The 12834-nt window shown below is 40.0% G+C and carries 9 protein-coding genes and 1 pseudogene; 4 read left to right on the top strand and 6 right to left on the bottom strand.

All coding sequences use genetic code 11. The annotated features are described in order from the left end of the window. The first annotated feature begins 59 nt into the window (after positions 1-59). Positions 60-1232 carry an aminoacetone oxidase gene (gene aao, locus HMPREF0819_RS05630; RefSeq protein ID WP_004233266.1) on the top strand — a complete coding sequence of 391 codons (1173 nt, stop codon included), beginning with the start codon at positions 60-62 and terminating at the stop codon, positions 1230-1232. Between the two features lie 132 nt (positions 1233-1364). After that, complete coding sequence (gene rpsN, locus HMPREF0819_RS05635; RefSeq protein WP_021143151.1) at positions 1365-1634, top strand: 30S ribosomal protein S14; 270 nt, start codon at positions 1365-1367, stop codon at positions 1632-1634. Positions 1635-1710: 76 nt separating this feature from the next. Here the strand turns inward: rpsN and tsaD are convergent, their stop codons facing one another. Genes tsaD through tsaB form a run of 3 tightly spaced genes read right to left on the bottom strand, consistent with a single transcriptional unit; the run spans position 1711 to position 3846 of the window. Continuing rightward, a complete protein-coding gene (gene tsaD / locus HMPREF0819_RS05640; RefSeq protein ID WP_004233268.1) occupies positions 1711-2721 on the bottom strand; it encodes a tRNA (adenosine(37)-N6)-threonylcarbamoyltransferase complex transferase subunit TsaD in 1011 nt (336 codons plus the stop codon). 14 nt (positions 2722-2735) lie between these two features. Beyond that, complete coding sequence (gene rimI / locus HMPREF0819_RS05645) at positions 2736-3152, bottom strand: ribosomal protein S18-alanine N-acetyltransferase (protein ID WP_004233270.1); 417 nt, start codon at positions 3150-3152, stop codon at positions 2736-2738. A gap of 1 nt (position 3153) precedes the next feature. Further along, positions 3154-3846 (bottom strand): tRNA (adenosine(37)-N6)-threonylcarbamoyltransferase complex dimerization subunit type 1 TsaB, encoded by a 693-nt coding sequence (gene tsaB, locus HMPREF0819_RS05650; RefSeq protein ID WP_004233271.1) that lies wholly within the window; start codon positions 3844-3846, stop codon positions 3154-3156. 181 nt (positions 3847-4027) lie between these two features. Between tsaB and HMPREF0819_RS05655 the strand changes: the two genes are divergently transcribed. Together HMPREF0819_RS05655 and rnjA are read left to right on the top strand one after the other, a co-directional pair. After that, entirely contained in the window at positions 4028-4258 is a 231-nt protein-coding gene (locus HMPREF0819_RS05655; protein WP_004233272.1) for a DNA-dependent RNA polymerase subunit epsilon, read from the top strand. A gap of 1 nt (position 4259) precedes the next feature. Next, positions 4260-5942 carry a ribonuclease J1 gene (rnjA, locus tag HMPREF0819_RS05660; protein ID WP_004233273.1) on the top strand — a complete coding sequence of 561 codons (1683 nt, stop codon included), beginning with the start codon at positions 4260-4262 and terminating at the stop codon, positions 5940-5942. Positions 5943-6063: 121 nt separating this feature from the next. Here the strand turns inward: rnjA and HMPREF0819_RS09505 are convergent. From HMPREF0819_RS09505 to gltB, 3 genes and pseudogenes are all read right to left on the bottom strand, one after another. Beyond that, positions 6064-6715, bottom strand: a pseudogene (locus HMPREF0819_RS09505) (CHAP domain-containing protein). Between the two features lie 130 nt (positions 6716-6845). Further along, complete coding sequence (locus HMPREF0819_RS05670) at positions 6846-8285, bottom strand: glutamate synthase subunit beta (protein WP_004233279.1); 1440 nt, start codon at positions 8283-8285, stop codon at positions 6846-6848. Between the two features lies 1 nt (position 8286). Continuing rightward, the gene (gene gltB / locus HMPREF0819_RS05675; RefSeq protein WP_044023370.1) at positions 8287-12804 is read right to left on the bottom strand and encodes a glutamate synthase large subunit; all 4518 of its coding nucleotides are present in this window, start codon (positions 12802-12804) and stop codon (positions 8287-8289) included. Positions 12805-12834: the final 30 nt, after the last annotated feature.

The following is a 12834-nucleotide window of genomic DNA, read 5'->3' on the forward strand; positions in this document are numbered from 1 at the left end:
TTTTGTAAACTTGGTCATTTCATTACGGGACTTGAATATTTTATGCTACAATATTTAGTATGAAACAATACGATACTATTATCATCGGCGGTGGTCCCGCCGGAATGATGGCAGCTATTTCTAGTAGCTACTATGGAAATAAAACTCTACTTATCGAGAAAAATAAAAGACTCGGAAAAAAATTAGCCGGAACCGGAGGTGGACGTTGCAACGTCACAAATAACGGTACCATTGATGATCTCATGGAAGGTATTCCTGGAAATGGTCGCTTTTTATACAGTGTTTTTTCTCAATTTGACAATCATGACATCATTAATTTCTTTGAAGAAAATGGCGTTGCTCTAAAAGTTGAAGACCATGGTCGTGTCTTTCCTAAAACTGATAAATCAAGAACAATCATCGATGCCCTTGCTCACAAAATTCAAGAACTTGGTGGCACTGTTTTGACAAATACTGAAGTCGTTTCTGTGAAAAAAATCGACAATCTTTTCCACATCAAATCAGCCACAGAGGAATTTACCTCTGAAAAGCTCATCGTAACAACAGGTGGTAAAGCCTACCCTTCCACAGGTTCAACAGGTTTTGGGTATGAAATTGCTCGCCACTTCAAATTAAAACTGACTGAGCTTGAGGCTGCAGAAAGTCCGTTATTAACAGATTTTCCACACAAGGAACTTCAGGGAATTTCTCTTGACGACGTGACTCTATCTTATGGAAAACACCATATCACACATGATTTGCTCTTTACCCATTTTGGTTTGTCTGGGCCTGCTGCGCTTCGTATGTCTAGTTTTATCAAGGGCGGTGAAACCATCACACTTGATTTTATCCCCAAAATATCCACAAACGATGTGACTATTTTCTTAAAAGAGCACCGCGAAAAATCACTCAAAAATGCTCTCAAGGGACTTGTCCCAGAACGACTAGCTAGCTTTTTAGCTCAGCCATTTCCCGAAAAAGTCAAACAGCTGACTCCACAAGAAGAAAAAGAGCTTGTGGATAACCTCAAAGCAATGCCAATTAAAGTCACTGGCAAAATGTCACTAGCAAAATCTTTTGTCACAAAAGGCGGCGTTGACTTGAAAGAAATCAACCCTAAAACCCTTGAAAGTAAACAAGTTCCTGGGCTCCACTTTGCTGGTGAAGTGCTGGATATTAACGCCCACACAGGTGGCTTCAACATTACAGTAGCACTCTGCACAGGCTGGGTTGCTGGAAGTTTACACTATTAATTCACAAAAGAAATCCAAAAATGGGTTTCTTTTTTTAAAATAATATTTAACTAGTTAAGATTTTTACTTGATAATCTCTGCTAAAATGTTATGATAAACATTGTTAACCAGTTAACTAAAAAGGAGGTTGTCATGGCAAAAAAATCTAAAATCGCTAGATACAACAAACAATTAAAACTCATCGAACAATATGCTGACTTGCGTCGAGAACTTAAGGCTAAAGGTGACTATGAAGCCCTTCGCAAACTACCACGCGATTCAAATCCAAATCGTCTGAAAAATCGTGACCGCATTGATGGACGCCCACATGCTTATATGCGAAAATTTGGTATGAGCCGAATCAATTTCCGCAATCTTGCGCACGAAGGAAAAATCCCAGGCATCACAAAAGCCAGCTGGTAATCAATTTAGAAAGAAAAAAGTTTTAATCAAGATAAAAAACTCCTGACAGCACCGTTCAGGAGTTCTCTTATGTATTTTAATCCAAAGTATCAAAAGCCAAGCTTGGTTTTGCATTTAAATCAAGACCTGCAAAGTGACCTTTATCGTATTCGATAGCTGCGGCAAGTGAAACCATTCCAGCATTGTCACCACATAGACGAAGTGGTGGAATAACGACTTCTGCTTCTGTGATTTCATCGGCTAAGCGTTCACGCAAGCCTTGGTTTGCAGCAACACCACCAGCAACAACTAATGTTTTTACTGGAAATTTTTCCAAAGCTTTTTTAGTTTTAGCCATCAAAACATCTAAAACGGCTGCTTGGAATGAAGCTGACAAGTCTTCGTTTGACAATGTTTCACCTTTTTGAGCGGCATTGTGATGCAAATTGATAAAGGCAGATTTCAAACCTGAGAATGAAAATTCTAGATTATCTTCTTTAATCATAGCACGTGGAAAATCGTAAATATCTTTTCCTTTGTGGGCTAACTGGTCAATTTCACGTCCTGCAGGATATGTAAGTCCCATAACACGCCCCACTTTATCATAAGCTTCACCAACGGCATCGTCACGTGTTTCACCGACAATTTTATAGTTACCAGGTTCAGACACATAAACAAGTTCTGTGTGACCACCAGAAACTAACAGAGCCATCAATGGGTATTGAAGTTCTTGCACCTCACGCGCAGCCATCAAATGCCCTGACATATGGTTAACTGGAATAAGTGGCAAATTATTAGCCCAAGCAAACGCCTTCGCAGCCGCCATTCCGACCAAAATTGCACCAACTAAACCAGGTCCGTAAGTCACAGCAACAGCATCAAGGTCACTGACCTCAATCTCTGCGGCAGCTAAGGCATCCTTAAAACAAGTTGTAATAACTTCCACATGGTGACGACTCGCAACTTCTGGTACAACACCACCAAAACGTTTATGACTTTCGATTTGGCTTGCAATAACGTTACTTAAAATCTCACTTTCATTTTTTAAGACCGCGATACTTGTCTCGTCACAAGAACTCTCCACGGCCAGAATATATCTATCTTTCATCTAATTTTTTCCTCTTATTTACCTTCGCGCTTCATAATAATCGCATCTTCTACAGGTTCATGATAATATTGCTTGCGCTTGCCGATAATGTCAAAGCCAAACTTCTTGTATAAGGCTTGAGCTGAAGCATTCGATGCCCTAACCTCTAAGAAAATGGGATAGTCCATCTGGTCTAGATTGGCTAGCAATTGACTTCCAAGACCGTGTCTTTGATAAGCTTTTTTAATAGCAATATTTGTGATTTCTAATTCCCCTGCCAGCTGCTGAATCGCTAAAAATCCAGCGATTTCACCATTTTTTTCAATAAAAAAGTAATCAACATTTTCCTGCTGCATGTCCGATAAAATCTGCTTTTCAGACCAGGGAGAAACGGGATAGACATCCGACAAAATCTCATAAACAGCAGTGACATTTTTTTGTAAATCTTTCATATTAGATACGGTTAATGTAATGAGCGCTTGGGTCTTCTTTGTGTGTCTTAAGCCAGTTTTCTTCTGCTTCCACACGTTTTAGGTAACTTGGAACAAAACTATCCACATCGACTGGTTGTAATTCTTGTCCACGTTTACCGATGGCACATGCTGATGGCAAGACGGTCATTGTTTTGGCAGTTGGCATCGCTTCTTCGATTTGTTGACAGAAATTAGCCACTTCACCGACAAACATGACCTCTTTTTCATCTTTAACAGCTTCTAAAACATCCGCAAAATTCATGTGTTGGTCTTCTTTGATAGCTTGACCATTCTTGTAAAATCCAGCATAGACATTGTTACGACGAGCATCGATAAGTGGGACAACTACTCCCTCAAAATCAGCTGCCGCAGCAAGAGCATATAGACTAGAAACACCAACTAAATCAATTTTTAATGTATAAGCTAGCGTTTTAGCTGTCGCAACTGCCACACGAAGTCCAGTATATGAACCTGGACCTTGAGCCACAGCAATTCTATCCAAATCAGCTGGTTTTAAGTCCACAGCTTTCATCAAAAAATCAATCGCAGGCATCAAATTAATGCTATGATTTTTCTTAATATTGACCGTAACATCGGCTAGTAAATTTTCACCATCCAAGATGGCAACAGACAAAGCCTTACTTGAAGTATCAAAGGCTAAAACTTTCATCATTTAAATTCCCTCACTTGATTATACTTCTTATTTTATGATATAATTTTAATAATTGCAACGAATCAAGGTTAAATCAATTACTCGGAAAAAATTTAATAATAACTGGTCAAGTAGCTACAAGCTAGTTGATGTGTTTTGTGTATTTTGATTAGCCACAGGTACATTAAGAAAGGAAAAAACTATGATTTATAAAGTTTTTTATCAAGAAACAAAAGAACGTAACCCACGCCGCGAACAAACTAAAGCACTTTACTTAGAAATCGATGCGGCTAACGAACTTGAAGGACGTATCAAAACACGTAAACTCGTTGAAGAAAAAACACCTTACAACGTAGAATACATCGAACTTCTTTCAGACAAACACCTAGCTTACGAAAAAGAATCAGGTGCCTTTAAATTAACGGAGTTATAACATGTCTCAAATCAATTTAAAACCCGAAGAAGTTGGGGTTTATGCAATTGGTGGTCTTGGAGAAATAGGGAAAAATACTTACGGTATAGAATACCAAGATGAAATTATCATCGTCGATGCTGGTATCAAATTCCCAGAAGATGATTTGCTCGGTATTGACTATGTCATTCCAGACTATTCATACATTGTTGACAATATCGATCGTATCAAAGGGCTTGTGATTACTCACGGGCACGAAGACCACATCGGGGGAATTCCATTCCTTTTAAAGCAAGCTAACATTCCTGTTTACGCTGGACCTTTAGCGCTTGCTCTTATCAAAGGAAAATTGGAAGAACACGGACTCTTGCGTGATGCTAAACTCTACGAAATCAATGCTAATACAGAATTGACTTTCAAAAATCTTAGCGTTACATTCTTCCGTACTACCCACTCAATTCCAGAACCTCTAGGTATCGTCGTTCACACACCTCAAGGTAAAATTGTCTGCACGGGGGATTTCAAGTTTGACTGGACACCAGTTGGTGAACCTGCCGATATCCACCGCATGGCTGCCCTTGGGGAAGACGGTGTCCTATGTCTGCTATCTGATTCTACTAACGCAGAAATTCCAACTTTTACAAACTCAGAAAAAGTTGTTGGACAATCTATCATGAAGATTATCGAAGGCATTCATGGTCGTATTATCTTCGCATCATTTGCTTCAAATATCTTCCGTCTCCAACAAGCTGCCGAAGCAGCTGTCAAAACAGGACGTAAAATCGTCGTCTTTGGTCGTTCAATGGAAAAAGCCATTGTTAACGGTATCGAACTTGGTTACATCAAAGTTCCAAAAGGAACATTCATTGAACCAAGCGAAATCAAAGATTACCATGCTAGCGAAATCTTAATCATGTGTACTGGTAGCCAAGGTGAATCAATGGCTGCGCTAGCACGTATTGCTAACGGTACACACCGCCAAGTTTCACTACAACCTGGTGACACTGTTATCTTCTCATCTAGCCCAATTCCTGGTAACACAACAAGTGTTAACAAACTTATCAACACTATCCAAGAAGCTGGTGTAGAAGTTATCCACGGTAAAGTTAACAACATCCACACATCTGGTCACGGTGGACAACAAGAACAAAAATTGATGCTCCGCTTGATGAAACCAAAATACTTCATGCCTGTTCACGGTGAATACCGTATGCTTAAGATTCACGCAGGTTTAGGTATGGATACTGGTATTCCAAAAGAAAATATCTTTATCATGGAAAACGGTGATGTGCTAGCTCTTACAGCTAACTCAGCTCGTCGCGCTGGACACTTCAACGCTCAAGATATTTACGTTGATGGTAATGGTATCGGTGATATTGGTGCTGCCGTACTTCGTGATCGTCGTGATCTTTCTGAAGACGGTGTCGTACTTGCTGTTGCTACAGTTGACTTTGATAGTCAAATGATTCTTGCTGGACCAGACATTCTTAGTCGTGGTTTCATCTACATGCGTGAATCAGGTGACCTTATCCGTGAAAGCCAACGTGTTCTTTTCAACGCTATTCGTATCGCATTGAAAAACAAAGACGCAAGTATCCAATCTGTTAACGGAGCAATTGTTAACGCACTACGTCCATTCTTATATGAAAAAACAGAACGTGAACCAATCATTATCCCAATGATTCTCACACCTGATGATAAATAAAGCAAAAAAAGCGAGTTGATATCAACTTGCTTTTTTATTTATCCACATTTTATCCACAAGTTGTTAACAACTTATCCACAACTGTTTAAAAGACCTAGATATTCTAGGCCTTTTCCATTTATCATAAATTTTTTGGATAGATATAACTAACTTCTCCAGCTATTTTACTATTTGTCGGATCAAACCACCCACGGTAGTTATCTATCCACTGTTTATTTCCATAATTTGATTCCAGCACTTGAATTTGGCCAGAAGTATTGACGGCAGTCACGTAGGCAACATGCCCGTAACTATTAGGATCAGTCCAGCAAACAACCGCTCCCACTTCTGTTTGACTGCTGACAACAAATCCCTGACTAGCTGCGTTAGCTGACCAATCACCAGCATTTCCCCACCAATTGCTTGCCCAGGTTGCTAGCTGCTTAACACCCCAAGTACACATTGACCAACAGGGTATGTATTGTCTGTTTGGGCTAAATTTGATGCCAATTGGCTAGCCTCACTAGATTCACTGTTAACAAGTTCGTCACAAATAGATCAATCGGCGTTTTATCAGGAATCTGCAAAAACCTGACCAGGAAAAATAGTGTCATAAATTGACATGCCACTCAATGCTGCTAAGTCATAAACACTCAAGCCGTACATCTGCGCTACACTATAAAATGAATCGCCATTTTGAATCGTATAAGTGTCTGCTTTTACATCTGCTTGAGAAAGCAATACCACACCTGCTAATGCAGCTGTTGCTAGTGTTAATATTTTTTGTAGTTCATAAAAATCCCCCTTTACGCTTACCAGTATAGCAGTCAAATATTACAAAAAATATAAAGATATGTAAACGCTGTATTTCATTACCTACCATCTTTGAAACAAAAAAACTGCCCTCAGGCAGTTTTTTAAGATTTATTGAGCAACCATGATACGAAGACCTTGGTCGATTTTTTCTGCGGCTTTACGTCCTTCACGAATTCCCCAAATCACAAGACTTGGACCACGACGCGCATCACCAGCAACAAAGACTCGATCATTATTGGTTGAATAATCATCATAAACACTTTGAACGCCAAATTGGTCAAAGAGTGATTTTTCAGCACCAGTGAATCCCATCGCCAATAAAACAAGGTCAGCTTTAATGATTTCTTCAGTACCTTCAATTGGTTTGAAACCAGGCCCAACTTTGATTGTCTTCGCTGCGATGACTTGACCACGATCTGCACCAATCAATTCTGTTGTTGATGTCGCATAAGTCGTCAACTCAGTATCTTGAACAAAGTTTGCTTCTTCTTGTCCGTAACCAATACGTTTAATCATTGGATATTGCGGCCAAGGATTTGTTGGAAGACGTTTTTCTGGTGGTTCTGGAGTAATTTCAAGTTGTTTAACACTTGCTGCTCCAAAACGAATAGCTGTACCGATACAGTCGTTACCAGTATCACCGCCACCGATAACAAGAACGTGTTTTCCTTCAAGCGTTGGACCAAGTTTTTTATTATCAGAAGCAAGAACATTCTTAGTAGTTTCTGTTAGGAAATCAACCGCAAAACGGACACCAGTCAAATGACGACCAGGAACATTTAAATCACGTGGAACACTTGCACCTGTTGCAAGAACAACACGATCAAATTTTTTCAACAAATCATCAGCAGTCACATCACGTCCAACTTCTGTATTTGCCACAAAATTGATGCCAAGTTTTTCCATAAGATCAATACGGCGTTGAACAACTTCTTTATCCAACTTCATATTTGGAATACCGTACATCAAAAGGCCTCCAAAACGATCACTGCGTTCATAAACGGTCACGCTATGACCAAGTTTATTGAGGCGCCATGCAGCTGACAAACCTGCAGGACCTGAACCGATAACCGCTACCTTAAAGCCGGTACGAGCAGCTGGTTTTCCTGATTCTTCAACCCAACCCTTTTCAAATGCAGTGTCAATGATGAAACGTTCGTTATCATGAATAGTCACTCCAGAGCCATTGAGGCCTTCTGTACAGCCTTTTTCACATGGAGCTGGACAAACACGTCCAGTCATCTCTGGAAACGGATTAGTGCGTGATAAACGCTCAAATGCACGCTTATAATCTCCTTTGTAAAGAAGATCATTCCATTCAGGAATCAAATTATCATTTGGGCACCCTGAAACTGCACGACCACCGCCATAAAACTGTCCAGAATGGCAGAACGGAATTCCACAAGACATACAACGTGCAGCTTGTTTTTGACGTTCTTCTTCTGTCAGTGGCACTTGCAGTTCTTCAAAGTCCAAGATGCGTTCAGCAACAGGACGAAACGGATTATCTTTTCGATCATATTTCAAAAAACCAAATGGATTAGCCATTTTATTTACCTCCTGTTACTTTTGCGAGAAGTTCTTCTTTTTCAGCAGCTGTTTCTGCACCACCTGTAGCAATTTCAAAGGTACGCAACTCAAGTTCATCACCTTCAAGACCTGTATCTGATAGCGCGTATTCAATGTTATTGATTTCGTGGAATTCAGTTGGGTAAACTTTAATGAATTTATCAACTTCTTGTGCCCAGTTATCAAGCAAACGTTTTGCCTTGGCACTACCAGTGTATTCATAATGTTTTTGAATCATATCTACCAAGATATCATCGCCACGAGTTTCACCCACTTTATAGAGGTCAACCATTTGATGATTTACTTTTTCAGCAAAATCGCCATCAACATCATAAACATAAGCAACACCACCACTCATACCAGCAGCAAAGTTACGTCCTGTTGTACCAAGGATAACAGCAACACCACCAGTCATATACTCACAACCGTGGGCTCCAACACCTTCGACAACAACTTTCGCACCTGAGTTACGAACACAGAAACGTTCACCAGCACGTCCAGCGAAGTAAGCTTCACCTTTAACCGCACCAAAGAGAGCAACATTACCAACAATTGGTGAATTTTCAATATCATAAGCTGCATCATGTGGTGGTTTCACAATCAAGCGACCACCTGACATTGATTTAGCAATATAGTCATTAGCTTCACCAACCAAAGTCAATTCCATACCTTGTGTAATAAAGCTTGCAAATGATTGTCCAGCAATTCCCGTGTATTCATATTTAATCAAACCAGGTTCAACTGAGTAGTTACCATAACGTTCAGCCATCCAACCTGCCATACGAGCACCAACTGCACGTTGAACGTTGTTGATTGATTCTTTAACTGTTACACTTATTCCACTATCAACAGCAGCTTTGGCAAATCCATCCAATTCTTTCCATTGACGTGCATCTGCAAATGGGTCTTCTGTCTTACGTTCGATAGGGTAAGCTGTTCCAAGCATGCGAGAGAAATCAAGTGATTTAGCTTTACCTTTTGGAATGAATTTAGCTTTCAAGATTTCTGAATGACCGACCATTTCATCGACAGAACGGAATCCAAGCTCAGCCATGTATTCACGCAATTCTTCTGCCATAAACATCATCATGTTGATGACATGTTCAGGCTTACCAGCAAAATGTTTACGAAGTTCAGGATTTTGAGTAGCTACACCAACTGGACAAGTATTAAGTGAGCAAACACGCATCATAACACATCCAATTGAAACCAGGGTAAGACTCGCAAATGAATATTCTTCAGCTCCAAGGAGTGTTGCAATAGCCACATCACGTCCTGTCATTAATTTACCATCTGTTTCAAGCGTCATGCGTTGACGTAGGCGGTTAAGTGACAATGTTTGGTGTGCTTCAGCCAATCCCATTTCCCATGGAAGACCGGCATCACGGACAGAGTTACGTGGAGAAGCTCCAGTACCACCGTCATAACCAGAAATGACAACTTTATCCGCACCAGCTTTAACACAACCTGTAGCGATTGTACCAACACCAGTACTTGAAACCAATTTAACATTGATTTTAGCGTATGGGTTAATTGCTTTAAGGTCATAAATCAATTGTGCCAAATCTTCAATTGAGTAAATATCATGGTGAGGTGGTGGTGAAATCAAACGAACACCAGGCGTTGCACCACGGATTTCAGCAACCCAAGGGAAGACTTTTTGACCAGGCAATTGACCACCTTCACCAGGTTTTGCACCTTGTGCTAACTTGATTTGAATTTCTTCAGCAGACGTAAGATATTCAGCATTGACACCGAAACGTCCTGAAGCGACTTGTTTAATCTTTGAATTCAAATTACGACCATCTGGCTGAACTTTGAAACGATTACGATTTTCGCCACCTTCACCAGAGTTTGATTTAGCTCCGATTGAGTTCATAGCTTCTGCGATTGTTTCGTGCGCTTCTTTTGAAAGTGAACCAAAACTCATGGCACCCACTTTGAAACGTTTAACGATACTTTGAGCAGGTTCAACTTCTGAAAGGGCAACTTTTGGTCGATTTGAATTGAATTCCCAAATTGAACGAAGAGTTGTTGGTGTTGCCAAAGCCTCTTTATCTAATTCAGCGGTGTATTCTTTAAAGAGCTTGTAATCACCTTTTCGAACAGCCTGTTGGAAATTATAAATAGTATGCGGATTGAAGAGGTGGTATTCTCCATCTGCTTTAAACTGATAGATACCGCCACTTTGCAAATAGTCATCTTTACGAGGACCAAAAGCATCTTCCATACGTTGAAGATATTCTTTTTCGATTTGATCCAGTGACAAGCCACCAATACGTGTCACAGTACCTGTAAAGTACTTGTTAACAACTTCATCAGAAAGTCCTACTGCTTCAAACAGTTGAGCACCTTTATAACCGAGAATTGTAGAAATCCCCATACGACTCATGACTTTGACAATACCTTTTTCAGCTGCTTTACGGTATTTTTCAAATGCAAGTTCATCTTTACCGTATTCTTTTAGTGTCGCATAAGCGCCATAAGGATGAACAGCCGCTGCACCATAACCTACTAAAGTAGCAAAATGATGAACTTCAATAGCTTCCGCAGTATCAACCACAATTGAGAATTGGCTAGCTTTACCTTTTCCAACCATATAGTTATTCAAACCAGAAACTGCTAACAACATTGGAATAGTTGTTTGATTTTCTTTAACATTTCGGTCTGAAAGAATGATAATCTTGCTACCTTTATCAATAGCTTTTTCAGCAGATATAAACAGATTTTCCAAAGCACGTTGCAAACGATTTTGTGATGGTTTTACCAGATCATAGACAGTAGACAAAGTCGTTGCACGATAGCGATCATCTGTCAAATTGGAGATTTTTGCAAAATCTTGTGTTGAGAGGACAGGACTATCGATTTTCACTTTAACACAATTGGCTGCACCATCTTCCTTGAAATTACCATCCCCACCAAGATAAACACTTGTTGATACGACGATTTGTTCACGAATAGCATCAATCGGTGGATTTGTAACTTGCGCAAATTGTTGTTTAAAGAAAGTGAAAAGAGACTGACTCTTATTAGAAAGCATAGCCAACGGGCTATCGAATCCCATTGAAATAACTGGTTCTTCGCCTCTTTCAGACATTGGGAGAATAACCGTACGAATGACTTCTTCGTTGTATCCGTAAGCTTTCCACATTGTTTCAATGTCATTTGCTTCTTGGTTTAGCTCAGCTGCTTCAAAGTCATTAAGATGTGCAATGTTTTCTTCAACCCATTCTTTATATGGATGTTGTGCAGCATAATAAGCTTTGACTTCTTCATTACGCATCAATTTACCAGAAGTAGTATCAATCAACATCATATTACCAGGGCCAAGCACACCTTTTTCGATAACACAACTTGGTTCAAGATCAACTACACCAGATTCACTTGAACAAATCAAGAAATTGTCTTTAGTAAGTGAATATCGGCTAGGACGCAAACCATTACGGTCCAAGCGAGCACCAACCATATCACCATCTGTAAAGACAAGCGCAGCTGGACCATCCCACGGAGCAACAAAACTTGACGCATACTCGTAAAATGCCTTAAGATCATCTGAAAGCCCCGATTCATCACCCCAAGCCTCAGGCACCATCATCAAAAGACTTTGTGGAATATCACGACCATTACGATAAAGATACTCTAGACAGTTTTCCAACTTAGCAGAATCAGAATTTTCTTCATTGTAAATTTCAATCTGGTGGCTATGCATCCAATTTTCAGCACCACGAAGCGTATTAATTTCACCGTTATGCGCTAAAAATCGGAAAGGCTGCGCACGATCCCAAGATGGGAAAGTATTTGTTGAAAAGCGTGAGTGTGTCAAAGCGATGTGGGATTTAAAATGCTCATCTTGCAAATCAGGATAAAATAGCCCTACTTGAAAAGCATGAAGCATCCCTTTGTACACAATTGTCTTACTTGAAAGTGAACAAATGAAAAATTCATCTGCTGAGAAACTCTTTTCAAGCTGACGACGTAAACGGAATAATTTGTCTTCAAAATCCCGACCAGCTTTAGTATCAGCAGGCTTTTTAACAAAAAATTGAACAAAACTTGGCATGATTTCCTGCGCTGCAGGACCACAATTATCATAATTAAATGGCACATCACGCGTCATCAAAACATGAAAACCAGCCGACTCAATTTCTGCTTTAACAGCCTCTAAAAGACTATCTTTAGCCTCAGTTTCCTGAGGTAAAAATAGCTGTGCGACTGCATAATCACCTTTTTTAGGTAATTCATAACCTGCTTCTTTTGCCTTTTCTTGGAAAAATTCATCAGGCAAAGCGAGCAGCATTCCAGCACCGTCACCAGTATCAGGTTCTGCACCTGTACCACCACGGTGATTCATACGTGTCAACATCGTCAAAGCATAATCAATCAACGCATGACTTGCTTTTCCATCAAGCTGTGCAACAAACCCCATACCACAGGCATCTGACTCAAAAGATGGATCCCAAAGCGTTGTCTGCTGCGCCCTCAAAGCACTTTCATTCATAGCTCTTACTCCTATCATCAATACAAACAG

This window comes from Streptococcus equinus ATCC 9812 (assembly GCF_000187265.1).
GTDB classification, from domain to species: Bacteria; Bacillota; Bacilli; order Lactobacillales; family Streptococcaceae; genus Streptococcus; species Streptococcus equinus.

Bases quoted from the DNA above. Each gene is read 5' to 3' on its own strand.
- HMPREF0819_RS05655 (WP_004233272.1), top strand. From the start codon at position 4,028: ATGATTTATAAAGTTTTTTATCAAGAAACAAAAGAACGTAACCCACGC.
- rnjA (WP_004233273.1), top strand. From the start codon at position 4,260: ATGTCTCAAATCAATTTAAAACCCGAAGAAGTTGGGGTTTATGCAATT.
- tsaD (WP_004233268.1), bottom strand. From the start codon at position 2,721: ATGAAAGATAGATATATTCTGGCCGTGGAGAGTTCTTGTGACGAGACA.
- tsaB (WP_004233271.1), bottom strand. From the start codon at position 3,846: ATGATGAAAGTTTTAGCCTTTGATACTTCAAGTAAGGCTTTGTCTGTT.
- rimI (WP_004233270.1), bottom strand. From the start codon at position 3,152: ATGAAAGATTTACAAAAAAATGTCACTGCTGTTTATGAGATTTTGTCG.
- HMPREF0819_RS05670 (WP_004233279.1), bottom strand. From the start codon at position 8,285: ATGGCTAATCCATTTGGTTTTTTGAAATATGATCGAAAAGATAATCCG.
- gltB (WP_044023370.1), bottom strand. From the start codon at position 12,804: ATGAATGAAAGTGCTTTGAGGGCGCAGCAGACAACGCTTTGGGATCCA.
- aao (WP_004233266.1), top strand. From the start codon at position 60: ATGAAACAATACGATACTATTATCATCGGCGGTGGTCCCGCCGGAATG.
- rpsN (WP_021143151.1), top strand. From the start codon at position 1,365: ATGGCAAAAAAATCTAAAATCGCTAGATACAACAAACAATTAAAACTC.